Genomic DNA, 26864 nt, shown 5'->3' on the forward strand with positions numbered 1-26864 from the left:
CCCTTGTAAAGTATGTCATGCGCGCGGCATCGGCCAACCACTGCAGATGCGCTTCAAAGCGCGCATTCCGTACAGGCGTAGTTTCCCGCACCAGCGCCGCTATCATCGGTGTGAATCTTTGCCTACAGTAAATGCGGCGGCGGTTGGCGAGTGCCGGCGGCGCCGCCTTCGCCGTCTGGTCGCGCCCCCGGAATACTGCCCGCCCGGGCGCCGCAGGCCCGATGCTGTCGCCCCCGGCACGGGTGCGAGGGCTTCGTCGCAGACCTTCGCCGTGGGCAGTTGCTGCCGGGTGCAAGCCAGTGCTGACTACTTCCCTAGATCCCCACGCGGCCGAAGCACGGCCGCGGCTGCTCGATACCGTCGACCGCGTATGCGAGACGTGCTTCGGCCTGTTCATGGCGCTGACCTTCGTGGGCGCGGTGTCGGCCGTCGGCGCGCCGGCGGATGCCCCGCGCACGATGTTCTTCACGGCGCTGGGCTGCAACCTGGCCTGGGGGCTGGCCGACGCCGTGATGTACCTGGTGCGCACGCTGACCGAGCGCGGCCGCAGGCTGTCCCTGGTCAAGGCGGTTCGCAATGCCGGCGACCCGGGAGACGCCATCGCGCGCCTGCGTGATGCGCTTTCGCCGGCCTTGCGCACGCTGGTCGACGATGCCGAGCTGGAAGCACTGCGAGGCCGCCTCGCCCGCTCCGCCGACCTGCCCGCGCGCCCGACGCTGAGCGCGCAGGATTTGCTGGCAGCGGTCGGGATCTTCCTGCTGGTGGTGCTGGCGACGTTCCCGGTGGCGCTGCCGTTTATCGTGTTTACTGATGTCTCCACGGCGCTGCTGGTATCGCGCGTGCTGACCATCCTGATGCTGTTCGGCGCCGGCATCGCACTTGGGCGCCATGCCGGCTTCGGCGGATGGATTGCCGGTGCGGCGATGACGCTGGTCGGGGTTGCACTGACCATGGCCATCATCGCACTGGGAGGCTGACCGTGCAGGCCGGAGGCAGCGCTGCACGTCCGGCGGCACGGCCGCCCACGCGGGCCGCGCTACTGGCTCCGCGACTGGCAGCACGCTGCCTGGTGCTGGCCGCGGCCATCGCGCCGCTGCCCTTGCATGCCGCCGAAGACAGCGGCACGCCGGCGAGCGCTGAGGCGCCGGCGTGGAGCGGCGGGATCTCGGCTTACCTCAACCTGCCGCGCGGCAGCGAAGCCTATGTCACGGGCATCGCCATCGCCAAGCGCGGCGTCTTGCACCTGGAGGCGCGCAGCAACTACGAAGGCATGGATGCGTACTCGTTCTTCGTCGGCTACAACCTTGGCTGGGGTGAGGCGTTGCGGCTGGATTTCACGCCGATCCTCGGCGTGGTCACCGGCAGCACGCACAGCGTCGTGGGCGGGTTCGAGGCCACCCTGACCGGCCGCTATGCCGATGCCTATATCGAGTTCGAATACGTGCCGGACGCCGAACCGTCCGGGTACGCCTACGCATGGAGCGAGCTAGCCTGGCGCCCCCGGGACTGGCTGCGGCTTGGCCTGGCAGCCCAGCGCACGCGTGTGCCCGACAATGGCCGCAATCTGCAGCGCGGCGTGTTTGCGCAAGTGAAAGGCAAGCATGTCTCCGGTGCGGTCTACTGGTTCAACCCGGCCGCGCACGACCAGATCGCCGTGGTCTCGGTCGCGCTGAGCTTCTGACGCGGCCCCGGGCGATGCGAGAAACCGGGGACGGTTTTTCCGGGGTGCGGGAATGGACCTGAAGCGCAACATCCAGCTTCACCAACCCGCCGCGCTCGAGGCCCTGCTGGCCGAGGTCCGTGCCTGCCGCGCCTGCGCGCACCACTTGCCGCTCGGCCCGCGCCCGGTGGTGCGCGCCGGCGCCAGCGCGCGCATCCTGATCGTCGGCCAGGCGCCGGGAACGCGCGTGCACGAGACCGGCATTCCATGGAACGACGCCAGCGGCGAGCGGTTGCGGCAGTGGCTCGGGGTCGACGACGCCACCTTCTGCGACGCCTCGCAATTCGCCATCATCCCGATGGGCTTGTGCTATCCGGGCCGTGGCAAGGGCGGCGACAACCCGCCGCGCCCCGAATGCGCGCCCTTGTGGATGGACCGCCTGCTGGCACAATTGCCGTCTATCGCCCTGACCCTGCTGGTCGGCCAGTACGCGCAACGGCATTTCCTCGGGGCGCGCCGCAAGCCCACGCTGACCGAAACCGTCCGGGCATGGCAGGACTACGCGCCCGCCTTCATACCGCTGCCGCACCCGTCGCCGCGCAACCAGCCGTGGTTCAAGCAGCATCCGTGGTTTGAGGCGGAGGTGCTGCCGATGCTGCGGGAGCGGGTCAGGCTGCTGCTGCGGCCTGGCGATATGCCGCCAGGCTAGGCTGCACGCGATACCTGCCGCGCCGTAGCCTGTCGAGGCGCCTCATTCGCTGGCCGTAAAGCCCGAGGCCACCACCACCGGCTGCCACTGCGCGCGCTGCGCCTGGATCAGCTTGCGCAAGGCATCTCCCGGCTTGCCGTTCATTTCCATGCCCAGCGCCGCCATCTTGTCGCGCACCGCGGGGTCCTTGACGGCGTCGAGCAGCGCCTTTTCGATCTTCGCCACCGCAGCCGGCGGCGTCCCCGCCGGCACAAAGGCCGAGTACCAGCCGGATGCCGTCTCGAACCCCGGCGCGCCCGCCTCCGCCAGCGTTGGCACATCGGGCAGCAGCGCCGACCGGCGAGTGCCGGTGACACCCAGGAAACGGATCTTGCCCGCCCGGTAGAGCTCCATCTGCCCGCCCACCGCATCGATACCCAGCGGCAGCGTGCCGCCGATCTCATCGGTCAGCATCATCACGGCGCCGCGATAGGCGGTGGGCAGCAAGGGCACGCCAATCGCCTTGCCGAGCGACAGCACCCCGAAGTGAATGCTGCCGCCGAGCGTGACCAGCCCCACGCCGCCCTTGTCCGGGTTGCGCTTCACCCATGCCAGGTATTCCGGCATGGTCCGATAGGGCTGGTTGATGCTGGCGGATGCCACCAGCGGCACGTCGGCCAGGTAGGCGACGGGAACCAGGTCCTTGTCGGGGTCATAGGCCAGCCGCTTGTAGGTCAGCGGAAAGATGGTGAATGGCGGCGCGGGGGAGATCAGCACCGTCTTGCCATCCGGTGGCGCGCGTTTGACGTTCTCCAGTGCCAGCCGCGCCGATGCGCCGGGGCGGTTCTCGACCAGCACAGGCGTGTCGAGCGAAACACGCAATTTTTCAGCAAGCGTTCGCGCGAAAATGTCGAGCGCGCCACCGGCCGCAAAGCCGACGACGATGCGCATGGGCGCTTCGCCGCTGGCGGCGCGGGCCATGGCGGGAGCGGCACTGATGCCCAGGGCCAGGGCCAATGCCAGCGCGGGGGCCAGCCGTTGCAGGGAATTCAGAAACAGCATGCGGGACTCCGATTGACGGGCGGCGGCTGCGGTCAGGCAGCATCCAGCTCAGTGTGCGCTTCCAGCGGATAGATGGGGCGGCGCAGGTTGCGGAACGGAAACTGGCTATAGTCGGAGCTGCAGACGCCGGGGCCGGCCACCAGCACGATCTCGCTGGCGATCGGCTCGAACCCGGCGCGGAAATGCTGGCGCGACTTGATCAGGATGTACTTGCGGCGCGACAGGTCGATGCCCGCGTGCGTGAACACGCCGGTATCGAACGGCTCCTGCGGCTTTTCGCAGATCACCACCAACGTGCCCGCGACATCCAGCACCACGGTGCGGCCCAGGCTCAGCTTCATGCCCGTGAACATCGGGCCGGTGACCTGATAGTTGCCGTCGGTAATGCACTGCACCCGGCCGGTCAGCCGCAGCGGGCGGCCCTTCAGGTCCAGCGCCGGCATGTCGGTCTTGCCGCCCACATCGAGCGTGACGGACTGCCCTACGCCGGCGGCAATCAATTCCACCACGGCGCCCGGATCCCAGAACGGCCCGGCGACCACGCCTTCGAGCCCCTGGCGCAGGACTTCGCCCAACACCGTCATTTCGTCCGTTGGCCCGCCTGCACCACAGTTGTCGCCATGATCCACCAGCACGACCGGACCTTGCGCGAGCGTCTTGGCGCGCGCGATGGATGCTGCCATCGGCTCGATCGGGAAGACGAAATCAGCCCGGCGTTCCCACGCCATGCCGCAGAGCTCATCGAGCAAGCGCCGGCCCGCTTCGATTCTGGTGGTCTCAGCCACGATCACCACTGCCAGGCCCGTATGCGGGATATCGGCAAGCGGAAAGCCACCGAACACCGACGCGTTGAGCACCTCGCCATCGCGCTCGGCCGTGATCGCACGCTCCATGATGTCCTTCATGGGTTGCGCGCGCGGGGTCTGGCGCAGCATGTGAGTCAGCATCGGCAGCGTGCGCCACAGCAACACCGGGCGGGCTTCCCCTTGCAGCGCCGCCATCAGGGTACGGGCGGCGCGCACGCCGGTCTCGTACACATCCACGTGGGGATAGGTGCAATAGCCGGTGATCACGGTCGCATTGTCGACCAGTGCAGCGCTGAAGTTGGCGTGGAAATCGAGCGCAACCGCGATCGGCGTCTCCGGTGCGACGGCACGGATGCGGGCCAGCAACTCGCCTTCCGCATCCGGATAACCCTCGGCCACCATGGCGCCGTGCAAGTCCAGCATCACCGCATCGCAGCCGGCGCGTACCGCCTCCACGATGGTGGCCGCCATCGACTCAAAGGCTTCGGCAGTGACCATGCCGCTGGGCACTGCGTTAGCCATCAACGGCATCACGAACTCGTCGCCCTGGCGCCGGGCGATATCGATGAATGCGGCCGCGGCGCTGTTGGTGCCCTGGCAGGCCCGCACCGCGTCGTCACCGTAAAGCGGGCCGTCGGTGCTGCCGCGGTTGAACGCGCTCAGTGGCGTGGGGATCGGCGAAAAGGTATTGGTTTCATGCCGCATCAGGGCAATGACAAAGCGCATGGACTGGCTCCGACAACGTCAAGGGATCAGTTGGATTCGAGATCGACCGCGCGCGCAATGGCGCCATAGCGGATCGATTCGGTCTGCAGGAAGCGGCGGGCCTGCTCGGGGGTGGACAGGACCGGCTCGTAGGCAAGCGTCTTCAGGCGTGCGGCGAAGTCCGCTTCATGCACGCTCGCCTTCACTTCCTGGTAGAGCCGGTCGATGACCGGGGCCGGCGTACCCGCCTTGACCATCAGCGCCAGGTTGCCGCGCACCTGCAGTGCGTCGGCACCACCCGGCCTCTGCGTTTCGAGGGCAGGAAACTGCGCAACCGGTTCCACCTGCAACACGGCCAGCGGCTTGGCCTTGCCATCCTGGACGTAGTTGACCGAAGAGCCGATCACATCGACATGGGCATAGGTCTGGCCGCCAATCAGATCCGCCATGGCCGGCGGCGAGCCGCGGTACGGAACGATAGTGAAGTCCAGGCCATTGCGGCGCTTCCAGTCGGCCAGGCCGAGGTGAGCGGCCCCTGCCACAACGTTGATGCTGATCGACACCTTGCCGGGATTGCGCTGGATATGCGCTTTCAGTTCACTCAGCGTCATCTGCTTGCGGTCGGCGCGCGTGATGATCCAGTGCGGCACGGTGCTGACGATGGTCACCGGCGTCAGGTCGGTATCGGGCCGATAGCGCAGGCCCTTGATCGTGTACGGATTGATACTGAGCGTGCCGTCGCTAGCCAGCAGCAGCGTGTTGCCGTCGGCCTTTTCCTTGAGCACTGAGGACACGCCCGGCACGGTCGCACCGCCGGCGATGTTCTCCACCACCACCGGCTGCCCCAGCCGCTGCTCCAGCTTGCGCGCGAGCGTCCGGCCGATGATGTCGTAGGAACCGCCGGCCGGGAACGGCACGACCAGGCGCAGCGGCCGGTCAGGCCACGCGGTCGCGGCACTTGCGCAAGTGGCCGTCAGCAAGGCTGCGCCGGCAAGCATGCAGCGCATGGTCGAGCGCAATCGGCATACTGCTTCCATTGGTCTCCTCCTGAGGTCTGATTGCCTCGTGATGGCTTGGAATGAATCAGGTGATGCGCCGACTATATGGGATTGGTCTCGATACCAAAAGCGAATTAAACTCGCTGTTTATTGAGCAAATGGTTAATCCACAAAGAAGCCAGTCAGCCCTGCACTCGCCTGCCATGCCTGCCGAAACCTTCATCCATACCCTGCTTGGCCGCCTCAAGCTGCGGCATCTGCGCATCATGCTGGCGCTGAGCGAGATGCAGACCGCCGCCGCCGTTGCCGTGCGCTTCCATGTCAGCCCAGCGGCAGTGTCCAAGACACTGGCCGAGATCGAAGACATCGTGGGCATGCCGCTGTTCGAGCGCGGCCGCCGCGGCCTGCGGCTGACCGATCCCGGCCGGGAAATGGCGTCGCATGCTGCGGTCTTGCTGGCGCAGCTGGAACGGCTCGCCGAATCGCTGGAGGCGGTACGCGCCGGCAGCCAGGGGGCGTTGCGCATTGCGTTTCGGACGATGTCGGTGCAGCCCTTCCTGGCACGGGCGATGAGCGACTTCTACCGGGATCATCCGCGCGTGGAGATCAGCGTGATCGAAGGCGGCATCGGCGAACTGGCGGATCAGCTTGTGGATGGCTCGCTGGATCTGCTGTTCGCCTATGACGATCCGCGCCTGTCGCTACCGGCGCTGCGCGCGGCGCCGGTGGTCCCGGCACAGAAGGTGGTGATCGTCGCCAGCCACGACCATCCGCTGCTCGCCCGCCGCAAGCTGACGGCGCGTGAATTGTCCGGGCAGCAATGGTGTATTCCGGTGTCCGGCTCGCGCATGCTTCACCTGCTGCACTCGGCGTTCCAGGCGCTGGACGCGCCAGCACCCACGCTTGGTATCCGCACCAGCGATGTCGCCGCCACCGCCAGCCTGTTGCAGGCCGGTCATTTCCTCGCGGTGTTTCCCGAGCGCATCGCCGCGCAGCTCGCCCTGGCCAAGGTGGGAAGAGTGCTGCGCTTCGAACTCGGCAGCCGCGTGGAGCCGGTGGTCGCGGTGTGGAACGACGAACTCACGCCGCGCACGCCGGCTCGCCTGTTTCGCGAGCTTGTCATGCACCGGGCCGGCGAATCCTTCATGGCCCAGCCGGTACCGTTGCTGGCCGCGCGCGCGGTTGCTGCCGCTGGCGTTAGCAAGCGCTGAGCGGAAAGCTTGCGGCCAGGCTCAGTGCGAGCACAACACCGCCGCCATCTCCTTCGCCGCACCCTGCAGCGTCGGCACCGCCTGCAGCAACGCTTCGAGCGAGGCCCGCGCGGTCGGCGCATGACAGGCAATCGCCGCGACCACCCGGCCGGGCCCGGCGCTGTCCGGTTCGCGCACCGGCACCGCCACGGCGCACATGCCGCGCACGAATTCCTCGTGATCGACGCCGATGCCGCGCGCGGCCAGCCGGTCGAGTTCGGTGTTGAGTACGGGCAGGTCGGACAGCGTGCGCGGCGTGTGCGCGGCGAGGTCCAGGCGCCGCAGTGTCTGCTGGCGTTCCAGCCGGTTCATCGCTGACAGGAACAGCTTGCCGCTGGCGGTGCAATGCAGCGGCACATGGATGCCAGGCGACAACTGCAGGCGCAGCGGCTCGTGTGTTTCCACGCGCTCGACGTAAAGCACGCGGTCGCCGTCGAGCGCGGTCAGGTTGCAGGTCTCTCCCAGCCGCGCCACCAGCCGGGCCAGGATGCCGCGGCATTCCCGCAGCAGCGGCGGGCTGCGCAGCGTCTGCAGCGACAACGCCGCCGCGGCCGGACCAGGCACATAGCCGCGCTCGGCCGGCATCCGCACCACGAAGCCGCTGCGCTCCATCGCCGCCAGCAGGCGCATCAGCGTCGCCTTCGGCACATGCAGCCGCTGCGACAGCTGCGACAGCGTCTGCGGCTGCTGCGCCCGCGCCAGGCTGGACAGCACCGCCAGCACGCGCAGGCTGCGGGCGTCCTCCTCCGGCGCCGCGTCCTCTGCTGCAGTGCGATTCTGAAACGGCATTGTCATGTTCTGTTTCACAACCGGCGTCTCCTCGCGATTGGGCTTTCCATTCCGGCCTTGAAAAATAAAATCCGGAACAGAACGTTTCAGATTATAAATCCAGGCCGCGGGCTACGTGCCCAGGCCAGCAACAGGAGACAGCGACGATGTCGCAAACCGTTGACTACATCGTGGTGGGCGCGGGCTCGGCCGGGTGCGTGCTGGCCAACCGGCTCAGCGAAGACGGCCGCTATTCGGTCTGCCTGCTCGAGGCGGGCCCGCCCGACCGCTACCCGTGGATCCATATCCCGATCGGCTATGGCAAGACCATGTTCCACAAGCAGGTGAACTGGGGCTTCTATACCGACCCCGATCCCAACATGCTGAACCGCCGCATCTACTGGCCGCGCGGGCGCACGCTGGGCGGCAGCAGCGCCATCAACGGCCTGATCTACGTGCGCGGCCAGCGCGAGGACTACGACCACTGGGCCGCGCTGGGCAATCCGGGCTGGGGCTGGGACGACTGCCTGCCCTACTTCCGCAAGCTCGAGAACAACGACCTCGGCGCCGGGCCGACGCGTGGCACCGGGGGCCCGCTCAATGCCACCTCGATCGACAGGCGCCATCCGCTGGTCGATGCCTTCGTCGCCGCCGGGCAGGCGCTGGGCCTGCCGCGCCAGACCGACTTCAACGGCGGCGACCAGGAAGGCGTGGGCTATTACCAGCTCACCACGCGCAACGGCTGGCGCTGCTCCACCGCGGTGGCCTACCTGCGCCCGGCGCGCGGGCGCGCCAACCTGCGCGTCGAGACCGATGCGCACACCACCGGCATCCTGTTCGAAGGCAAGCGCGCCGTGGGCGTGCGCTACACCCAGCATGGCCAGCCCTATATCCTGCGGGCGCGGCGCGAGGTGATCCTGTGCGCCGGGGCGCTGCAGTCGCCGCAGCTGCTGCAGCTGTCCGGCATCGGCCCGGCGCCGCTGCTGCACGAGCTGGGCGTGCCGGTGGTGCACGCGCTGCCGGGCGTCGGCGAAAACCTGCAGGACCACCTGCAGATCCGGCTGATCTACGAGGTGGCCAAACCCATCACCACCAACGACCAGCTGCGCACGCTGGCCGGCAAGGCGCGCATGGGCCTGGAATGGCTGCTGCTGCGCAAGGGCCCGCTGGCGATCGGCATCAACCAGGGCGCGATGTTCTGCCGCGCCCTGCCGCAGGAAAGCGCCACGCCGGACACGCAGTTCCATTTCTCGACACTGTCGGCCGACATGGCCGGCGGCACGGTGCATCCGTTCTCGGGCTGCACCTATTCCGTGTGCCAGCTGCGCCCGGCGTCGCGCGGCACCGTGCGGATCCGTTCGACCGACCCGTTCGAGCCGCCGTCGATGCAGCCCAACTACCTGTCGGCCGAACTGGACCGGCGCTGCACCATCGCCGCGGTGCGCTATGCGCGGCGCGTGGCGCAGACCGAACCGATGCGGGGCTTGATGCGGCGCGAGTTCCGGCCAGGCGACGATGTGCGCAGCGACGACGAGATCCTGCACTTCTGCCGCGAGTACGGCGCCACCATCTTCCATCCGTCGGGCACGGCCAAGATGGGCCCGGCCGCCGATCCGCTGGCGGTGGTCGATGCGCGCCTGCGCGTGCACGGCATCGGCGGGCTGCGCGTGGTGGACTGCTCGGTGATGCCCACGCTGGTCTCGGGCAACACCAACGTGCCGGTGGTGATGATGGCCGAGCGCGCGGCAGACCTGATCCGCGAAGACGCGCGGCGCGAGATCCACCACGCCGACGTCGCGGCGCCGATGGCCGCCGCGGCCTGAAGCGGCAAACCGGCGGGCCGGGCATCCATAAGCACCCGGCCAGCCCTGCAGCGCATCGGCGTCCATAAACATCCTTCCAGAGGACGCCGCCCACCACCAGAGGAGACAAGCATGACTAGCCCTAACGAACAGGCGATCCGCAAGGTCGCGCTGGCGTCCGTGATCGGCGCCACCATCGAGTGGTATGACTTCTTCCTGTACGGCGTGGTAGCCGGCCTGGTCTTCAACAAGCTGTACTTCCCCGGCGACGACCCGCTGGTGGCCACCATGCTGGCCTACACCACCTTTGCGGTGGGATTTGTCACGCGCCCGCTCGGCGGCGTGATCTTCGGGCACTTCGGCGACAAGGTCGGACGCAAGAGCATGCTGGTGATGACGCTGATGATCATGGGCGTCTCCACCTTCCTGATCGGGCTGGTGCCGACCTATGACAGCATCGGCATCCTGGCGCCGGTGCTGTTGCTGCTGCTGCGCGTGCTGCAGGGCATCGGCCTGGGCGGCGAATGGGGCGGCGCGGTGCTGATGGCGTACGAGTACGCGCCGCCGCACCGCAAGGGCTTCTACGCGTCGCTGCCGCAGATCGGGCTGGCGATCGGGCTGTGCCTGGCCTCGGGCGTGGTGGCGCTGCTGTCGCTGACGCTGTCGGATGCGCAGTTCCTGGCCTGGGGCTGGCGTGTCGCGTTCCTGATCTCGGCGGCGATGGTGTTCGTCGGCATGTACATACGGCTGAACGTCAAGGAAACGCCGGAATTCGCCGTGATCAAGCAGCGCAATGCCGAAACGCAGATTCCATTTGTCGACATGATGCGGCGCTACCCCGGCAATATCGTCAAGGGCATGGGCGCGCGCTATATCGACGGCGTCTTCTTCAACATCTTCGGCGTGTTCTCCATCACCTACCTGACCCAGACCGTCAACATCAGCCGCACGCAGGCGCTGGTCGGCGTGATGGCGGCGGCGATCGCGATGTGCTTCTTCATCCCGTTCTTTGGCCACCTGTCCGACCGCATTGGCCGCACGCGGGTGTATTTCTGGGGTTCGCTGATCACCGCGCTGTCGGCCTTCCCGGCGTTCTGGCTGATGCTGAACAGCGGCGGCAACACCATGCTGCTGTGGCTGGCGATCGTGGTGCCGTTCGGCATCCTCTACGCCGCGGTGTACGGGCCGGAGGCGGCGCTGTTCTGCGAGCTGTTCGATGCCCGGGTGCGCTACACCGGGATCTCGTTCGTCTACCAGTTCTCGGGCATCTTCGCTTCCGGCATCACCCCCATCATCGCCACGGCGCTGCTCAAGTCGGGCGGCGGACAACCGTGGCAGATCTGCGCCTACGTGGCGTTCGCGGGACTGGTGTCGGCGCTGTCGGTGGCGCTGATCGGGCGGCGCGCGGGGACCCCGGAGCCGGGCGAGAGCGGCGTGCCGCTGCACGGCCCGGCGCGCTGAGCGCGGGGGCAGCGGCCAGCGTTGCGGCAGGCCGGCAATGTCTTAGAATGGCACCACGCTAATGACAGGGACATTGCATGCAACCTTCGGACGGCACCGGCACCGGAACCGGCACCACCGCCGCCCCGCTTCTGCCCAAGGTGGTGCGCCAGCGGCTGCACGACACCGTGGTCGACCACCTGCGCAACTTCATCGTCGAAGGGGTGCTGGCGCCCGGCATGAAGCTGAACGAGCGCGAACTGTGCGAAACGCTGGGGATCTCGCGCACGCCGCTGCGCGAGGCGCTCAAGGTGCTAGCCGCCGAAGGGCTGATCGAGATCTCGCCCAACCGCGGCGCCAGCGTCTCGCGCATGAGCGAGGCCGAGGCGTGGGAGGCGTTCGAGCTGATGAGCGGGCTGGAAGCCTTTGCCGGCGAGCTGGCGTGCGAGCGCATCACCGCGCCGGAACTGGCCGAGATCAAGGCGCTGCATTACGCCATGCTGGCCTGCCATGCCCGCAACGACCTTCCCGGCTACTACAGCCGCAACCAGGAAATCCACGACCGCATCGCCGCGGCGGCGCGCAACCAGACCCTGCTGCAGACCTACCTGACGCTGAACCGGCGGCTCAAGGCAATGCGCTTCCGCTCCAACCACCAGACCGACAAGTGGGACCGCGCGGTGCACGACCACGAAGAAATGATCCGCGCGCTGGAAGCCCGCGACGGCAAGCGCCTGGCGTCCATCCTGCGCCAGCACCTGCTGGAGAAGCGCGCGGCGGTGATGCAGATCCACCCGGATCCGGCCAGCGCGCCTGCCGTCCCCAACGCCTAGCGCGGCGCGCCCTCAGCGCCGCGTGGCCAGGATGCGGTAGCCGCGGCTGCAATGCTCCTGCGCCGCGGCGCGGGCTTCATCCGGATCGTCGAACAGGCCGGCCTGGGCAATCCCCGGCACCAGCACGGCCTCGCCGGATTCCGCGCCGAGGAAGCGCCCGTCGCGCGACTGGACGATATACAGCACGTCCGCCTCAACCTCTTCCACCGGCTGGCGCCAGCCGGCAGACTGGCCCAGGCGCCTTTGTCCGGGCACGCTGCCGCCCGCGCCGGCCTGCTGCTGTCCGTCGTCCGCGCCGCCTGCGCGGCGCGCTACCTGCAGGTTGTTGCGCACCTCGTTGACGCCCAGCACGTCCTCGGCCAGCTCTTCAATGCGGTACTTGATGCCGCGGTCGGCCACGGTGCCGGTCAGCGTGACGATGCCCGAGCCAACGTCGACGGTCACGTCCGAGACATCGTCGTCGGCATGCGCCAGCCGTTCGCACAGGTCGTCGCGGATGCGCGTGTCGGTGCGCTGGTAATTCTTGGGCAGCCGGCGCGACGCGGTCCGGGCCGGGATGCCGGGACGGTACTGGTCTTCCGGTCCCTCGCCGTCTTCCGTGCCATAGCGCGCCTGCCCGTAGCCAAAGCCCGCGCCGCCCGGATTGCCGCTGCGCCAGTGGTGTGCCTGGCGGGTATCGCCGGGCTCGCCATAGCCGCGGTTGCGCCACGTTTCCCTGATTTCCGAGGGTGGATAGTCTTTCATGGATTGCCTCCGATCTGGACGCGTGTTCGTGCGCCGTGTCTGCTATCGGTAGCATCATCCATGCCTCGCGACCGCCCACCGCAGCGCGCAGCGGCTCGCGCGCGCCGGACGGCCCCGCCGGCGTGTACCGCGCAAGCACGGCAACGATCGAAGTTTTTACACGGTGGCGCCGGGCGCGGGCCGGTCGAGGTAGCCCCCGACGATACGCACCAGCAGCGGCAGCTTGCCGGTGAAGAAGTGATCCGCGCCCGGCACCACAACCACCGGCAATGCCTGGGGCCTGGCCCAGTCGAACAGCGCGGCCAGTGCCGCGCGCTCGTCGCGCTCGCCGTGGACCACCAGGCAATCGGCCGGCACCGCCGGGTGTCATAGCTGCGATGGCCTTTCACCACGCCGTAGGGGGTGCCTGTCAGCACCAGGTGGCGGATCGGCACGGACTGCGCCGCCAGGGCCGAGGCTACATGGGTCATGACGAAGGCACCGAAGGAAAACCCGGCCAGCGCCAGCGGCAGGCCGGGATGCGCGTCGCGCAGGTGGGCCACTACCGCCAGCATGTCCTGCGCCTCGCCGCGGCCCTGGTCATGGGCGCCGCCGGAACCCTCCACGCCGCGAAAATTCGGCCGCACGGTCAGGTAGCCGCGCGCCACCAGCGCCTTGGCCAGCTGGTGCGGCACCTTGTGCGTGGCCGCGCCGCCCAGCAACGGATGCGGATGGCACACCACGGCAATGCCGAGCGGATCGCCTTGCGGTCGGTCGACCAGCATTTCAATCGGCCCGGCGTCGCCGTCGAGCCTGGTCTTTTCGGTGCCTGACGCAACCGCCATGCGTTCTCCAGAAGATGTTGAGTGACTGAGTGCGGGCCGCGCATGGCCCGAAGCCCGTGATGTTACTGCGATGACGGCGAGCATGCCGATGGCGGTCGCGCGGCGGCGCGCATATGGATGCGTATCAATTTGTCACAGTGTGCCCGATCCGCCGCAGCATGCGGCGGTGTGGCGGATGCGCTTTTCTATAATTTCGCGAATCGCGGCGGGGCCGGTTGCATCCGGCCCAGCCCTCCGCGGCCAGCTGCCGGTGCCCTCGTTTGGGCGCATGGGGCCTGGCCGAACCATGCGCCGAGAGGATCGCCAGCGAGCGGCGTCCCCTCGCCTGTTCATTGCCGGTGTCCCGGCCGTTCCCGCATCGATCGCCGTGCCGCATCCTGCCTGATGCGGCTCGACAGGCGATCCCTTAGGTCGATGCCGGACTGCCGCAAGCCGTCACCTGCCGACGAGATTCCGCCATGAGCAACGTTTCACGGCTCGCACTGGGCCTTGCGCTCGCTGCGCTATGCCACCTGATGCCAGCCACCCTGCCCGCCGCGAGCGCGGCGCCGGCGTCCGAGGCCGCCTCCGCCACCGAGGCACAGCAGCCGCCCGCCCTCACCCACACCGAAGCCAGCGCCGAACTCAAGCGCCTGCAGACCGAGCAGGACCGCATCAAGCAGCAGGCCTCCGATCCAGACGGCACCACCAAGCTGGATGAGCTCGACCATGACCTGCACAAGCTCGATGCCGATGTCGACAAGCTGTCCGCCGCGCTGGCGCCGCAGCGCGCCCAGCTGCAGGCGCAGCTCGACGTGCTGGGCCCGCCGCCGTCGGACGGCATCACCAAGGAAGCCCCGGCGGTGGTGCGGCAGCGCGCCGAACTGAACGCGCGGCGCCTGCAGCTCGATGCGCAGGTCAAGCAGGCGGCCGAGAGCAAGGAGAACATCGCCAACCTGAGCGGCCAGATTGCACGGCTGCAGCGCAGCCAGCTGAAAGACCAGCTGGCGCTGCGCTCCGACAGCATCCTCAACCCGCAGTTCTGGAAGCCGATGGTCAGCCCCGCCGCCGAGGACCGCGCGCGCATGGCCGCGTTTATGGACCAGGTAGAGCCGATGGTGCAGCTGGCGTGGCAGCCGTCGCAGCGCGCCGCCACCATCGCGCTGCTGCTCCTCGCGCTGGGCGTGTGGCTGCTGGGCAAGCGCCTGGCCGAACGCGCGCTGGCCTGGTTCTGCCTGAACAAGCTGCCGCCAACGCGGCTGCGGCGCAGCGCGCTGGCGCTGGCCACCACGCTCGCCACCGTGGCCACCACCGGCCTCGCGGTGCAGATCGTCTACAACGCCTTCACCCGCAACTATGAACTGCCGCCGGACCTGATGACGCTGTACGGCGGGCTGGTCAAGCTGACCCTGACCAGCGCCCTGATCGCGGGCCTCGGGCGCGCGCTGCTGTGCACGCGCCACCCGTCCTGGCGGCTGCCCGCGCTGGCCGATCCCGTGGCGCGGGCGATGAAGCCGTTCCCCGCGGTGCTGGCCGGGCTGTTGCTGCTGGCCGGCACGCTGGAACAGCTCAACCGCATTGCCGATACCAGCGTGCAGGTCACGCTGCTTGGGCGCGGGCTGGTCTCGCTGGTGGTGGTGCTGACCATCGGCGCGGCGCTGCTGCGCGCCAACCGCGTGCGCAACGAGCTGGCCGCCGCCGGCGAGCAGCCCGAGGCGCGCGCCACGCTGGCGGGCATGATCCACGCCGGCGTCACGCTGATCGTGATCGTGTCGATGGTGGCGCTGCTGGCGGGCTATATCAGCTTTGCGCGCTTCCTGACCTATGAGCTGGTCTGGTTCGACATCGTGCTGTGCAGCCTGTACCTGCTGACCCAGGTCACGCGCGACCTGTTCGAAAGCCTGTTCTCGACCCAGCACGCCAGCGGCCAGGTGATCAAGCAGCTGTTCGGCGTCGACGATGCGCGCCTGGAGCAGGCCGCCACCATCCTGTCCGGCATTGGCGCCAGCCTGTTGCTGCTGCTGGCGGTGGTGGCGCTGCTGACCGGCGGCTTCGGCACCACCCCCGCGGACCTGGTCAACAGCCTGGTCACCGTGCTGGGCGGTGAAAAGCTGCGCAGCCTGAACATCATGCCCGAGCGCATCCTCAATGCGCTGGTCGCGCTGGGCGTGGGCATCTGGCTGCTGCGCACGGTGCGGCGCTGGCTGGATGCGGAGCTGCTGCCCAAGCTGTGCATGGAGCCCGGGCTGCGCGCGTCGCTGATCACGCTGTTCAGCAATGTCGGCTACGTGCTGCTGGTGCTGCTGACGCTGTCGCTGCTGGGCGTGCGCTGGGACAACCTGGCGTGGATCGTCAGCGCGCTGTCGGTCGGCATCGGCTTCGGCCTGCAGGAGATCGTGAAGAACTTCGTCTCGGGGCTGATCCTGCTGACCGAGCGCCCGGTCAAGGTGGGCGACATGGTCAGCATCGCCGGCGTCGAGGGCGACATCCGCCGCATCAACGTGCGCGCCACCGAGATCCAGCTCGGCGACCGCTCCACGGTGATCGTGCCCAACTCGCAGCTGATCTCGCAGAACCTGCGCAACGTCACCATGAGCAACAGCACCCAGGGGGTGGCCTCGCTGCAGCTCACCTTCCCGCTCAACACCGACCCCGAGCAGCTGCGCGACCTGCTGCTCGACGTCTACCGCGAGAACGAAAGCATCCTCGACGTGCCCGCACCGTCGGTGATGTTCAGCCAGCTGGCGCCCAACGGCATCACGCTGTCGGTGACCGGCTATGTCGGCAGCCCGCGCATCGCCGCGAATACGCGCAGCGACCTGCTGTTCGAGATCCTCAAGCGGCTGCGCGGCGCCGGCATCTCGCTGTCGGTGCCGCAGTCGCTGCGGCTGGAGAACATGCCGCCGTTCGGCCCGGAACCGGAGCGCGCGCTGGCGACCGGCTGATTGTCGGCGACAGCGCCCGCTGCCCCCCTCGCGGTGTAATGCCGTTCAGTTAACCACTGTCGTTCCCGCGTAGGCGGGAACCCAGCGACTTCAGAAGACGCTGGATTCCCGCCTACGCGGGAATGACGGTAGTGTTTGATGACTAAACTGAACGGCATTGCCCCTCGCGGCGGCGTTTTCCACCGCCAGCGCCGCCAGCCAGCGGCCGAATCACCTGCTCTTCGTGCGCCGCCAGGCGCATAGGGCACGGCGGTGCCGCGCTACATATTCTCGTAGAAAGATTGTTCGTTTTGCTATATTCTCATAACGAGAATATCCAGACGACCCCGCTTGCGCCTGCCGCGCCCGACCGCCGATGGAACTGGCTGAACTCGAAATCTTCCGCGCGGTAGCCACCGAGCAGAGCATCACCCGCGCCGCGCGCCTGCTGGACCGGGTGCAGTCCAACGTCACCACGCGCGTCAAGCAACTGGAAGAGGCGCTTGGCGTGGCGCTGTTCCAGCGCGACAGCAAGCGCATGCTGCTGACGCCCGAGGGTCACCGGCTGCTCGCCTATGCCAACCAGATGCTGGCGCTGGCCGAAGAAGCGCGGCAGTCGGTGCGGGGCGCCGCGCCGTCGGGCCGCCTGCGCATCGGCACCATGGAAAGCGCCGCCGCCAACCGCCTGCCGATGCCGCTGGCGCGCTTCCACGCGGCCTGGCCGGGCGTGGAAATCGAGATCCGCACCGGCACCACGCGCGCGCTGGTCGATGCCGTGCTCGACCACCGGCTCGATTGCGCCGTGGTCGCGCATCCGGGCGAAGGGCCGGCGCGCGCGGCCGATCTGGATGAACTGGCCCCCGGCCTGGAAGGCACCTACCTGTTCACCGAACACCTCCAGCTGGTGCTGCCGGGCAGCCATCCCAAGGTGCGCGGGCCCGGCGACGTGGCATTGCGCCGCCTGGCCGCCTTCCCGAAGGGCTGCACCTACCGCCAGTGCGCAGAAGCCTGGCTGGCGCAGGGCAGCGACGACATGCGCCAGCGCCTGGCCATCACCGAGATGCCGTCGTACCACGCCATGCTGGCCTGCGTCAGCGCCGGCACCGCGATGGCGATCCTGCCCCGCTCGCTGCTGGCGCTACACCGCGACACGGTCGACGTGCAGACCGTGCCGGTGCGCGCGGTGCACACCTATATCGTCAGGCGTGCCGGCTATGCCACGCACGCCTGCGACGCCTTCGTGCGCGAACTGCGCGACGGCTGACCCTGCCGTTCCCCTCGCTGCACCCTCGCCATCGACCCTGCCAAGGAGCGCAAATTGACCCACTCGACTTCCACCGCTGACCGGCTGCCCTTGTTGCGCCGGCTCGGCATCCGCACCCCAATCATCCAGGCGCCCATGGCCGGTGTCAGCACGCCTGCGCTGGCCGCGGCCGTCACCAATGCCGGCGGGCTCGGTTCGCTCGGCGTTGGCGCCATGGATGCAGAAGCCGCGCGCAAGGCCATCCGCGAGACTCGCGCGCTGACCAGCGGGCCGTTCAACGTCAATGTGTTCTGCCATGCGCCGGCCGTCGCCGATGCCGCGCGCGAGCAGGCCTGGCTGGCCTATCTTGCACCGCGCTTCGCCGAATTCGGCGCGACTCCGCCGGCGGCGCTGCGCGAGATCTATCGCAGCTACGTCTCCGACGAAGCCATGCACGCGATGCTGCTGGAAGAACGCCCGGCCGTGGTCAGCTTCCATTTCGGGCTGCCCGATGCGGGCCGCATCCGCGCGCTGCGCGACGCCGGCATCGTGCTGCTGGCCAGCGCCACCTCGCTCGATGAGGCGCGCGCCATCGAGGCGGCCGGCCTCGACGCGATCGTCGCGCAGGGCATCGAGGCCGGCGGCCATCGCGGTGTGTTCGACCCGGCCGCCGTCGACGAAGGCCTGGGCACGTTCGCGCTGGTACGCGTGCTGGCGACGCAGACCCGCCTGCCGGTGATCGCCGCGGGCGGCATCATGGACGGTGCCGGCATCGCCGCGGCGCTGGCGCTCGGCGCGCAGGCCGCGCAGCTTGGCACCGCGTTTATCGCCTGCCCCGAGACCGTGGCCGACGGCCCTTATCGCGAGGCGCTGCTGCAGCCGCACAAGCGTCCGACCGTGCTGACGCGGGCCATTTCCGGCCGCCATGCCCGTGGCCTGGCCAACCGCTTCACCGAGCTGGGTGCGGCAGCCGGCGCGCCCGCCACGCCCGACTACCCCACCGCCTACGATGCCGGCAAGGCCCTGCACGCCGCCGCCAAGGCGCACGGCAGCGCCGACTTTGCCGCGCAGTGGGCCGGCCAGGCGGTGGCGCTGGCCCGGGCACTGCCGGCGGCGGAGCTGGTCTCGGCGCTGGCCGGCGAGCTTGCCGCCAGCGCGCGCGGGCTGGGGGCGCTGGCCGAAACGCTCGGATAGGCGCTTTCGGACACGGCCGTCTTACCGCGTCTTGCACCGCATTAAAAAAGCCAGGTCCTAAAAGCCGCGGTTACAAAGCTAACAAGTCGACCCGGGGCCCGAAACACCTTGATCGCCGCTTTGCGTCCATCATTCAGGAACACAAGCTGTGCATGACAAGGAGTCCGAAATGCGCCCCTCCACCCGCATCGTCGCCGCGGCGGTCCTGGCCGCGACCCTCGTAGCCGCCGGTTCCGCCTCGGCGCGCGGCCGGCACCACCACCATGGCGGCTCCAATGCCGGCGCGGTGCTGGCGGTCGGCGCGCTGGCCGGCCTGGCGCTGGGCGCCATGCTCGCCTCGGGTCCGGTGGTGGCGGCACCGGTGGCGCCGCCACCCGTCACCTACGCCCCCGCGCCGGTCTCGTACGCGGCGCCGGCGGTACCGCCGGGCTACTGCTACCGCGACTATGACCGTGCCTACGTGCCGTGCGCCCCGCAGCCTTCCGGCTACTACCGCGAGGCGCCGTACTACGGCTACTGAGGCCTGCCGCCATGCCGGTCGACCGCGACTATTTCGCCGGCCTGTACGGCCGCAACCAGGACCCATGGGGCATCGGCACGCGCTGGTACGAAGCGCGCAAGCGCGCCCTGCTGCTGGCCACGCTGCCGCGCGAGCGCTTTGCCCGCGCCTTCGAGCCCGGCTGCGGCGGCGGCCACCTCAGCGTGGCGCTGGCGCCGCGCTGCGACGCGCTGGTGGCGATGGAACTGGCCGAAAGCGCTGCCGAGCAGGCGCGGCAACGGCTGGCGCCGTTCCCGCACGCACGCGTGCTGACCGGCGAACTGCCGCAGCAGTGGCCCGAGGGCAGCTTTGACCTGATGGTGTTTTCCGAACTGGGCTACTACTTTCCCAAGCCCGACTGGCACGAAGTCGCGGCCATGGCCGCGCGCGCGCTGGCCGACGACGGCGTCATCGTCGCCTGCCATTTCCGGCATCCGTTCGCCGAGCAGCAGATCACCGCGCAGGCGGTGCATGACGCGATCGGCGCGCAGCGGGGGCTGTACCGGCATATCCGCCACGAGGAACCGGATTTCGTGCTGGAACTGTGGACGCGGCAGCTGGAGATGCGGCTGGCGTAGGTGGCTGCGCGGATCGGGAAAGCGAAACGCCCCATGCAAGCAGCGACTTGCATGGGGCGTTGTCTTTGGGCAAATCAGCCGGCCAGGTCCACCGGTTCATGATTTTCCGCCGGAGTACTCCCTCTCCCGCTTGCGGGAGAGGGTTGGGGAGAGGGCCGGTGCATCGACGAAGTAAAGCGCGTCGGTATGCCAGTGCCTGCCCTCTCCCCCGGCCCCTCTCCCGCAGGCGGGAGAGGGGGAGCAAACCAGCGGTTCAACAATTACACCGGCACATCCCGCGTCGGATCCGGCTTGCGGTCGTCGAACCAGCGGTACAGCGTGGGCACCATCACCAGCGTCAGCAGCGTCGACGTGATCAGCCCGCCGATCACCACCACCGCCAGCGGCCGCTGGACCTCGGAACCCGGACCGGTCGAGAACAGGAACGGCACCAGGCCCAGCATGGCAATAGTCGCGGTCATCATCACCGGGCGGAAACGCTGGGTCGCGCCCTGCACCACCGCCTCGTCGAGCGACAGGCCCGAATCGCGCAGCGTGCGGATGTACGACACCAGCACCACCCCGTTCAGCACCGCCATGCCCCACAGCGCGATAAAGCCCACCGACGCCGGCACCGACAGGTATTCGCCGGTGACGAACAGCCCGATGATGCCGCCGATCGACGCGAACGGCAGCACCGTGATGATCAGCGTGGCGAAGCGCAGCGAGTTGAACAGCAGGAACAGCAGGAAGAAGATCGCGGCGATGGTGACCGGCACGATGATCTTCAGGTGGCCCATGGCGCGTTCCATGTTCTGGAACTGGCCGCCCCACTCCAGGTAGTAGCCTTCGGGCAGCTTGACCTTGGCGTCGGTGGCCTGCTGCAGCTCGGCGACGAAGCCGCCGAGGTCGCGGTCCTTCACGTTGATCATCACCACGACGCGGCGCTTGGCCATTTCGCGGCTGATCTGCGCCGGGCCGTCGTTGACTTCGATCCTGGCCACGCTCTGCAGCGGCACCTGCGTGCCGTCCGGCGTGTTCACCAGCAGCTGGCGGATCGACTGCACGTTGTTGCGGAACTCGTCCGGCAGGCGCACCGCCGCGGCAAAGCGGCGCTCGCCTTCGAAGATATCCGTGGCGCGCTTGCCGCCGATGGCGATCTCGATCACGTCGTGGATGTCGGAGACATTCAGCCCGTAGCGCGCAATCGCCTGGCGGTCGATCTCGATCGACAGGTACTGCTGGCCCGATACGCGCTCGATGCGGATATCCTGCGAGCCCTGGATGCCGCCGGCGACGCGGGCGATCTCGCCCGCCAGCTCGCGCAGCTTGTCCAGGTCATCGCCGAACACCTTCACCGCCACGTCGGAACGCACGCCGCTGACCATTTCGTCGACGCGGTCCGAGATCGGCTGCGCCATCACGATCTGCACGCCCGGAATGGCCTTGAGCTTTTCGCGGATGGCATTGGCGATATCGTCCTGGGTCCAGCCGTCGGGCCACTCGTCGCGGTCCTTCAGGCTGGCGATCGGGGTCGATTCGTTCTGGCCCTGCGGGTCGGCCGGGCTTTCGCCGCGGCCCACGCCCGACACCACCGACTTCACGCCCGGCACGCCCAGCACCAGCTTGTTGGCTTCCTTCTCCAGCTTGATCGACTCTTCCAGCGAGATATTGGGCACGCGGTCGATCGCGGGCACGATCGAGCCTTCCTTCATCTCGGGGATGAACGAGGTACCAAGCAGCGGCACGATCAGCAGCGTGGCGACAAAGGCGCCGACCGCGCTGAGCACGGTCTTGCGGCTGTTGCCCAGCGCCCAGTGCAGCAGGCGCAGGTAGTGGCGCTTCATGAAGGCGATCAGGAACGTGTCATGCTCGGCACCGCCCTTGAGCAGGTACGACGACAGCACCGGCGACAGCGTCAGCGACAGGAACAGCGAGATCGCCAGCGCGATCGAGATGGTGAACGCCAGCGGCGCAAACATCTTGCCTTCCATGCCCGACAGCGTCATCAGCGGCAGGAACACCAGGATGATGATGCCGACGCCGACGATCACCGGCGTGGCCACTTCCTGCACCGCCTTGACCAGGATCTCGGTCTTGCTCAGTCCGGGCTCCTTGTGGCCGAGCCGCTCGAACGCGTTCTCGACCACCACCACCGAGCCGTCGACCATCAGGCCGATGGCGATCGCCAGCCCCCCCAGTGACATCAGGTTGGCCGACAGCCCCGCCTCGTTCATCACCATGAAGGTCAGCAAGGGCGTCAGCACCAGCGTGGCCAGCACGATCACCGACGAGCGCACGTCGCCCAGGAACAGGAACAGCACGATCACCACCAGCACCACGCCTTCGAGCAGCACCTTGGTCACGGTCCACAGCGCCGCGTCGACCAGCTCGCTGCGGTCGTAGTACGGCACGATCTGCAGCTTGCCCGGCAGCATGCCGCGCTCGTTGATCTCGGCCACGCGGGCCTTGACGCGGCTGACCACTTCCTTGGCATTGCCGCCGCGCATCATCATGACGATGCCGCCGACCGCCTCGGTCTGGCCATTCTTGACCAGCGCGCCCTGGCGCACCTCATGGCCGATGGTGACGTTGGCCACGTCGCGCAGGTAGACCGGCGTACCGTTGACTTCCTTCAGCACGATGCTGCCGAGGTCCTCGACACCCTTGGCCAGGCCGACGCCGCGGATCAGGTACTGCTCGGCGTAGTGCGGCAGCACGCCGCCGCCGGAGTTGGCGTTGTTGCGCGCCAGTGCCTCGTAGACCTGCTGGATCGACACGCCGTAGTGGCGCATGCGCTCCGGGTTGACCAGCGCCTGGTACTGGCGCACGTAGCCGCCCTGCGAGTTGATCTCGGCCACGCCGGGAATCGAGCGCAGCAGCGGGCGCACCACCCAGTCCTGGGCGATGCGGCGCTCGGCCAGCTCTTCCTGGGTCAGTTCGCGGTTGCCGTCGTCGGCGCGGTCCAGCGTGTACTGGTAGACCTCGCCCAGGCCGGTCGAGACCGGCCCCAGCACGGGCGTGACGCCCTCGGGCATGCGCCCGCCCACTTCGATCAGGCGCTCCATCACCAGCTGGCGCGCGAAGTACACGTCGGTGGCATCGGTGAACACCAGCGTGATCAGCGACAGGCCGGCCTTGTTCAGCGAGCGCATCTCTTCCAGCCCGGGCAGGCCGGTCATGGCCATTTCCACCGGCACGGTGACAAAGCGCTCCACTTCCTCGGGCGAACGGCCCGCGGCTTCGGTGGCGATCTGCACCTGCACGTTGGTCACGTCCGGGAACGCATCCACCGACAGCTTGGTGGCAGCGCGCAGGCCGAAGAAGAACAGCACCACGGCAAGGACGCACACCACCAGCCGCTGCTTGATGGCGGCTTCGACTAGGGATTTCATCATGGCCGATTACCCTTGTTCGAGGCGCTTGCGCTCGTTGTCCAGGTGGAAGGCACCCTCGACCACGATGCGGTCGCCGGCCTTCACGCCGTTCTGGACCACGCGCATGCCGTCGCTTTCGGCGCCCAGCTTGACGCGGGTCAGGCGGTACTTGTTGCCCGGCATCTCGACATAGACCAGCTCGTCATTGCCGTCGCGCACCACCGCCGCCGCCGGCACCACCAGCTGGTCGACCGGCTTGCCGGCAATCAGCATGCTCGCCAGCATGGCGGGCTTGAGCCGGCCCTCGCGGTTCTCCAGCTCGGTGCGGACCAGCACCGTGCGCGATTGCGGATTGACCGTGCGGCCCACGTAGATCAGCTTGCCGGTAATGGTCTGGCGCCCGGCGCCGTTGGCCAGCGACGGCACCTCGATCTCGACGCTCTGGCCTTCGGCCACCTGCGCGGCCTGCTGCTCGGGCACCTCGGCCACCACCCAGACCCGCGACAGGTCCGCCACGGTATAGAGCGCGTCGGCGGGCTGCACCACCTGGCCCTGCGCCACGTTGCGCTCGACCACGGTGCCGCTGATGCTCGAATACACCGGCGAGTGCGAGTTGATGCTGCCGCTCTTGGCCAGCTGCGCGATCGAGCTCGCCGACATGCCCAGCACGCGCAGCTGGTCGCGATAGGCGCGCATCTCGGCCGAGGCGATCGCGAGTTCGCTCTCGCGGCGCTGCAGTTCGCCGCGGCCGATCACGTCGGCGGCGAACAGCTGGCGCGCGCGCTCGGCGTTGCGGCCTTGCAGCTCGGTCTGGGCCTCGCTCTTCAGGAACGCCATCTGCGCCGCGCCCAGCTCGCTGCTGTGCAGGCGCGCCAGCACCTGGCCGGCCTTCACTTCCTGGCCCAGCGTGGCATACAGGTCGGTGACGCGGCCGGTCACGCTGGCGCCGATGCGCGACACGCGCTGCTCGTCGAAATCGATGCGGCCGGCCACGCGCAGCATCTCGCTGAACGGGGAGGTGGCCACCGGGGCCACCTTCAGGCCCTTCTGCAGGTTGCCCTCGGGCTGGATCACGCCGGGCGGCAGCTTGGGCGCCTCGGCGACCGGCTCAGGTTTGTCGGAACAGGCCGCCAGGCTGAACGTCAGGACGGCGGCGGCCGTCAGCGAAAGCAGGAAATTGGGACGCATGGTTATTTCTGTTCGATGTTGAACGTCGGCTGCAGGCCCGGCGCGGCGGTGGCGCCCGGGGCGGTCGACATAAGCTTTTCGATCTGGATCGCGGCCAGCTGCAGGTCGTACTGCGCGGCGATCAGCTCATTGCGCGCGCCACGCAGCACGCGCTGGGCATCGAGGTAGTCCAGGATGCCGCGCTCGCCGAAGCGGTAGGCGGCCTCGGCCACGCCCAGCGCCGACTCGGCCTCGCGCACGATGCCGGACTCCAGCGCCGTCACCTGGGCCTGGTTGATCTCGTACTGGCGGTAGGCCGCTTCCAGTTCCTGCGTCAGCTCGAACTCGCGCATCTCCAGCGCGCTGCGCGCCTGCGTGGCCTGCGCCGTGGCTTCGCCCACCGGGCCGCGGCGGCGGTCCCACAGCGGGATGGTCAGGATCAGGCCGATCTGCGAGACATTGTTGTCAGGCTGGCGGTCGGTGCTGGCACGCAGTGCCACTTCCGGCCAGCGCAGCGACTTCTGGTAGTCCACGCCCAGCTGCGCGCGCTCCAGCTCCGTGCGGCGCTGGACCAGTTCGGCGTTGCCGGCGATCATGGTGTCGCGCAGCGCCTGCAGCGGCGGCACGTCGGGCGACTGGCCCAGCGTGCCCGCCAGCGAATACTGGCCCGGCATGGCGCCACCCACCTGCTGGCGCAGCGCGGCCTTGGCCTGGTTGACGCGCAGCTCGGCGGTCTGCTGGCTCTTCTGCGACGCCAGCAGTTCGGTCTCGGCCTTGATCAGCTCGTAGCGCGGGGCCTCGCCCACCTCCACGCGCAGGCGTGCGCGCGAATGGATCTGGCGCATCATCGCCAGGTCTTCCTCGGCCGCGTGCAGTTCGCTCTCGCGGCGCAGCACGTCGTAGTAAGCAGTCTTCACGCGCGCGGCCAGGTCGGCCCGGAAGCCCTGCCGCACCGCCTGCGACGACTCCAGCCCGCGGGTCGCCATGGCCTCGCGCAGGCTGCGCTGGTGCGGGTAATCGAACTTCTGCACCACCGCATAGCTGGGCGCATTGCCACTGGCCACGCCGGGCTGCTTGCCCGACAGGCGGCCATACATCACCTCGACCTGCGGATTCGGATAGGCGCGGGCGCTGCTGATGGCGGCGCTGGCCGCATCGACATTGGCTTCGGCGGCGGCCACGCCCTTGTTGGTGGACTGGGCCAGGTCGAGCAACTGGGGCAGCGAGTAGGCGGGTCCGGCGGCAGCGGCGCCGGCAGGAGCGGTCTTCGGTACGGCGGCGGCCGCCAGGATGGCGGCGCCCGGCAGCGGCGCGGCAGCCGGCTTGGACAGCGGTGCGCGGGCCGCGGGCGCGGCACCGGCCAGGTCTGTCGCCTTCGCGGAGGTCTCGCCTTGGGCTCCGGCCTGGGCCGGGGCCGCGGCAAGCGCCATCAGCGAAAGCGACGCGATCAGGGTCAGCTTGGTTGTTGTCATGAGTCGGGAATGCAAGCAGTACGTCTGCCTTTCGCCACGCTGCCGCCCGCCTCGGGTGACGCTATCAGGAGGACGCGGTCACGGCAGGACGCACAACGGCGGCGGCATGCCCGCGCGGTCAGGCGGCAGGCAGGCTGGCGATATCAGGCAAAGGGGCGCGGCCCGCGGCCGGGCGGCTGCATGCGGCAGCACGCGCGATGCGGGCGCAGGAAAGCGGTCAGGCCAGGAATATGGGCGGCCGGAAAAAGGCCGAAGGCGGCGGATCGGCGCGGCCTGGCGGGCGCTGGGCCACGTCGCCGGTGGGCAGCAGCAGCTTCACCGGGGGTAATGCAAAGAGCGCGCTGGATTCCTCGATCTCGTCGAGCAGGTCGAGCGGATCGAGCAGGTCGGCCGACCAGATATTGCAGTACCCAGGGGGCGGGTCATCGCAGATATCGTCGTCGTGCAGCCCGTCGTCGCCGGGCACCACGATGCGGCCCAGATCGTCGACGGGCTGGGCCGCCGCCATGTCGATCAGGTCCACCCCCGCCTGCTGCGGCCCTGGCAACGCCGCGCGCGCGTCCGCCGCTGCTCCAAAGGAGAGCAGCGACAGGCACATGGCAGTCAGCAGCAGGAACAACAGTCGCATTGGGTCGGGGGCATTGACGGCATCGCCGGGGACCAGGGTGTGTCACGGCCACCGGGATGCTGCAGGACAGCATTGTAACTGAACGATTACGATTGACAGGGAATCGTTACGTTCGTTCCCTTGCTGTAGAGAGATCGCGCGCCTTGCAGGCCTTTCAGACTTGTCTCCTACCCCGCTATTGCCCGGCTCCGTAGGTTTCATGGAC

General features: G+C 68.6%; 21 protein-coding genes and 1 pseudogene. 12 read left to right on the plus strand and 10 right to left on the minus strand.

All coding sequences use genetic code 11. The annotated features are described in order from the left end of the window. Positions 1–299 precede the first annotated feature (299 nt). From CBM2588_RS23580 to CBM2588_RS23590, 3 genes are read left to right on the plus strand one after another with little or no spacing between them, the layout of a single operon-like run. A complete protein-coding gene (locus tag CBM2588_RS23580) occupies positions 300–977 on the plus strand; it encodes a hypothetical protein (protein ID WP_115682745.1) in 678 nt (225 codons plus the stop codon). Between the two features lie 2 nt (positions 978–979). Continuing rightward, positions 980–1681, plus strand: coding sequence for a hypothetical protein (locus tag CBM2588_RS23585; protein ID WP_231942255.1), 702 nt, complete (start codon positions 980–982; stop codon positions 1679–1681). A 52-nt stretch (positions 1682–1733) separates the two neighbouring features. After that, positions 1734–2369: a uracil-DNA glycosylase family protein gene (locus tag CBM2588_RS23590; protein ID WP_115682747.1), complete on the plus strand. Its 636-nt coding sequence runs from the start codon at positions 1734–1736 to the stop codon at positions 2367–2369. Between the two features lie 42 nt (positions 2370–2411). Here the strand turns inward: CBM2588_RS23590 and CBM2588_RS23595 are convergent, their stop codons facing one another. Genes CBM2588_RS23595 through CBM2588_RS23605 form a run of 3 tightly spaced genes read right to left on the minus strand, consistent with a single transcriptional unit; the run spans position 2412 to position 5958 of the window. After that, the gene (locus tag CBM2588_RS23595) at positions 2412–3410 is read right to left on the minus strand and encodes a tripartite tricarboxylate transporter substrate-binding protein (protein ID WP_115682748.1); all 999 of its coding nucleotides are present in this window, start codon (positions 3408–3410) and stop codon (positions 2412–2414) included. 32 nt (positions 3411–3442) lie between these two features. Further along, positions 3443–4942: a M81 family metallopeptidase gene (locus CBM2588_RS23600; RefSeq protein ID WP_115682749.1), complete on the minus strand. Its 1500-nt coding sequence runs from the start codon at positions 4940–4942 to the stop codon at positions 3443–3445. Positions 4943–4968: 26 nt separating this feature from the next. Then, the gene (locus tag CBM2588_RS23605; protein WP_115682750.1) at positions 4969–5958 is read right to left on the minus strand and encodes a Bug family tripartite tricarboxylate transporter substrate binding protein; all 990 of its coding nucleotides are present in this window, start codon (positions 5956–5958) and stop codon (positions 4969–4971) included. A 41-nt stretch (positions 5959–5999) separates the two neighbouring features. Between CBM2588_RS23605 and CBM2588_RS23610 the strand changes: the two genes are divergently transcribed. Further along, positions 6000–7130: a LysR family transcriptional regulator gene (locus tag CBM2588_RS23610; RefSeq protein ID WP_231942256.1), complete on the plus strand. Its 1131-nt coding sequence runs from the start codon at positions 6000–6002 to the stop codon at positions 7128–7130. Positions 7131–7151: 21 nt separating this feature from the next. Here CBM2588_RS23610 and CBM2588_RS23615 read toward each other — a convergent pair whose 3' ends face one another. Beyond that, complete coding sequence (locus CBM2588_RS23615; RefSeq protein WP_115682752.1) at positions 7152–7976, minus strand: IclR family transcriptional regulator; 825 nt, start codon at positions 7974–7976, stop codon at positions 7152–7154. Between the two features lie 128 nt (positions 7977–8104). Here CBM2588_RS23615 and CBM2588_RS23620 point away from each other — a divergent pair, with 128 nt between their 5' ends. From CBM2588_RS23620 to CBM2588_RS23630, 3 genes are all read left to right on the plus strand, one after another. Next, positions 8105–9760, plus strand: coding sequence for a GMC family oxidoreductase (locus tag CBM2588_RS23620; protein WP_115682753.1), 1656 nt, complete (start codon positions 8105–8107; stop codon positions 9758–9760). A gap of 111 nt (positions 9761–9871) precedes the next feature. Next, complete coding sequence (locus CBM2588_RS23625; protein ID WP_115682754.1) at positions 9872–11200, plus strand: MFS transporter; 1329 nt, start codon at positions 9872–9874, stop codon at positions 11198–11200. Positions 11201–11277: 77 nt separating this feature from the next. After that, positions 11278–12012, plus strand: a complete 735-nt coding sequence (locus CBM2588_RS23630) for a GntR family transcriptional regulator (protein WP_018008539.1) — start codon at positions 11278–11280, stop codon at positions 12010–12012. Positions 12013–12024: 12 nt separating this feature from the next. On the opposite strand, the gene CBM2588_RS23635 is transcribed toward CBM2588_RS23630, so the two are convergent. Further along, complete coding sequence (locus CBM2588_RS23635) at positions 12025–12756, minus strand: BON domain-containing protein (RefSeq protein WP_115682755.1); 732 nt, start codon at positions 12754–12756, stop codon at positions 12025–12027. Positions 12757–12912: 156 nt separating this feature from the next. Continuing rightward, positions 12913–13580 (minus strand): annotated as a pseudogene (locus tag CBM2588_RS23640) (alpha/beta hydrolase). A 458-nt stretch (positions 13581–14038) separates the two neighbouring features. On the opposite strand from CBM2588_RS23640, the gene CBM2588_RS23645 reads away from it, so the two are divergent. From CBM2588_RS23645 to CBM2588_RS23665, 5 genes are all read left to right on the plus strand, one after another. Further along, a complete protein-coding gene (locus CBM2588_RS23645; protein ID WP_115682756.1) occupies positions 14039–16504 on the plus strand; it encodes a DUF3772 domain-containing protein in 2466 nt (821 codons plus the stop codon). A 355-nt stretch (positions 16505–16859) separates the two neighbouring features. Then, a complete protein-coding gene (locus CBM2588_RS23650) occupies positions 16860–17747 on the plus strand; it encodes a LysR family transcriptional regulator (protein ID WP_115682757.1) in 888 nt (295 codons plus the stop codon). A gap of 54 nt (positions 17748–17801) precedes the next feature. After that, positions 17802–18920: an NAD(P)H-dependent flavin oxidoreductase gene (locus CBM2588_RS23655; RefSeq protein WP_115682758.1), complete on the plus strand. Its 1119-nt coding sequence runs from the start codon at positions 17802–17804 to the stop codon at positions 18918–18920. Positions 18921–19089: 169 nt separating this feature from the next. Further along, positions 19090–19440: a mechanosensitive ion channel protein MscS gene (locus CBM2588_RS23660; RefSeq protein WP_115682759.1), complete on the plus strand. Its 351-nt coding sequence runs from the start codon at positions 19090–19092 to the stop codon at positions 19438–19440. Between the two features lie 11 nt (positions 19441–19451). Further along, on the plus strand, positions 19452–20036 hold the full coding sequence (locus CBM2588_RS23665) for a methyltransferase domain-containing protein (RefSeq protein WP_115682760.1): 585 nt from the start codon (positions 19452–19454) through the stop codon (positions 20034–20036). 260 nt (positions 20037–20296) lie between these two features. Here CBM2588_RS23665 and CBM2588_RS23670 read toward each other — a convergent pair whose 3' ends face one another. From CBM2588_RS23670 to CBM2588_RS23685, 4 genes are all read right to left on the minus strand, one after another. Then, positions 20297–23413: an efflux RND transporter permease subunit gene (locus CBM2588_RS23670; RefSeq protein ID WP_115682761.1), complete on the minus strand. Its 3117-nt coding sequence runs from the start codon at positions 23411–23413 to the stop codon at positions 20297–20299. Between the two features lie 6 nt (positions 23414–23419). Then, positions 23420–24580, minus strand: a complete 1161-nt coding sequence (locus CBM2588_RS23675) for an efflux RND transporter periplasmic adaptor subunit (RefSeq protein ID WP_115682762.1) — start codon at positions 24578–24580, stop codon at positions 23420–23422. A gap of 2 nt (positions 24581–24582) precedes the next feature. Beyond that, positions 24583–26031, minus strand: coding sequence for a TolC family protein (locus CBM2588_RS23680; RefSeq protein WP_115682763.1), 1449 nt, complete (start codon positions 26029–26031; stop codon positions 24583–24585). Positions 26032–26248: 217 nt separating this feature from the next. Beyond that, positions 26249–26659: a cobalt-zinc-cadmium resistance protein gene (locus CBM2588_RS23685; RefSeq protein ID WP_115682764.1), complete on the minus strand. Its 411-nt coding sequence runs from the start codon at positions 26657–26659 to the stop codon at positions 26249–26251. Positions 26660–26864 lie beyond the last annotated feature (205 nt).

The sequence above is a fragment of the Cupriavidus taiwanensis genome (assembly GCF_900250075.1).
Lineage (GTDB): Bacteria > Pseudomonadota > Gammaproteobacteria > Burkholderiales > Burkholderiaceae > Cupriavidus > Cupriavidus taiwanensis_C.

Excerpts from the sequence above, each read along its gene's own strand:
- CBM2588_RS23590 (WP_115682747.1), top strand. The coding sequence starts at position 1,734 with ATGGACCTGAAGCGCAACATCCAGCTTCACCAACCCGCCGCGCTCGAG.
- CBM2588_RS23675 (WP_115682762.1), bottom strand. The coding sequence starts at position 24,580 with ATGCGTCCCAATTTCCTGCTTTCGCTGACGGCCGCCGCCGTCCTGACG.
- CBM2588_RS23645 (WP_115682756.1), top strand. The coding sequence starts at position 14,039 with ATGAGCAACGTTTCACGGCTCGCACTGGGCCTTGCGCTCGCTGCGCTA.
- CBM2588_RS23660 (WP_115682759.1), top strand. The coding sequence starts at position 19,090 with ATGCGCCCCTCCACCCGCATCGTCGCCGCGGCGGTCCTGGCCGCGACC.
- CBM2588_RS23620 (WP_115682753.1), top strand. The coding sequence starts at position 8,105 with ATGTCGCAAACCGTTGACTACATCGTGGTGGGCGCGGGCTCGGCCGGG.
- CBM2588_RS23685 (WP_115682764.1), bottom strand. The coding sequence starts at position 26,659 with ATGCGACTGTTGTTCCTGCTGCTGACTGCCATGTGCCTGTCGCTGCTC.
- CBM2588_RS23670 (WP_115682761.1), bottom strand. The coding sequence starts at position 23,413 with ATGATGAAATCCCTAGTCGAAGCCGCCATCAAGCAGCGGCTGGTGGTG.
- CBM2588_RS23650 (WP_115682757.1), top strand. The coding sequence starts at position 16,860 with ATGGAACTGGCTGAACTCGAAATCTTCCGCGCGGTAGCCACCGAGCAG.
- CBM2588_RS23665 (WP_115682760.1), top strand. The coding sequence starts at position 19,452 with ATGCCGGTCGACCGCGACTATTTCGCCGGCCTGTACGGCCGCAACCAG.
- CBM2588_RS23605 (WP_115682750.1), bottom strand. The coding sequence starts at position 5,958 with ATGGAAGCAGTATGCCGATTGCGCTCGACCATGCGCTGCATGCTTGCC.
- CBM2588_RS23630 (WP_018008539.1), top strand. The coding sequence starts at position 11,278 with ATGCAACCTTCGGACGGCACCGGCACCGGAACCGGCACCACCGCCGCC.
- CBM2588_RS23595 (WP_115682748.1), bottom strand. The coding sequence starts at position 3,410 with ATGCTGTTTCTGAATTCCCTGCAACGGCTGGCCCCCGCGCTGGCATTG.
- CBM2588_RS23600 (WP_115682749.1), bottom strand. The coding sequence starts at position 4,942 with ATGCGCTTTGTCATTGCCCTGATGCGGCATGAAACCAATACCTTTTCG.
- CBM2588_RS23610 (WP_231942256.1), top strand. The coding sequence starts at position 6,000 with ATGAATCAGGTGATGCGCCGACTATATGGGATTGGTCTCGATACCAAA.
- CBM2588_RS23680 (WP_115682763.1), bottom strand. The coding sequence starts at position 26,031 with ATGACAACAACCAAGCTGACCCTGATCGCGTCGCTTTCGCTGATGGCG.
- CBM2588_RS23635 (WP_115682755.1), bottom strand. The coding sequence starts at position 12,756 with ATGAAAGACTATCCACCCTCGGAAATCAGGGAAACGTGGCGCAACCGC.
- CBM2588_RS23625 (WP_115682754.1), top strand. The coding sequence starts at position 9,872 with ATGACTAGCCCTAACGAACAGGCGATCCGCAAGGTCGCGCTGGCGTCC.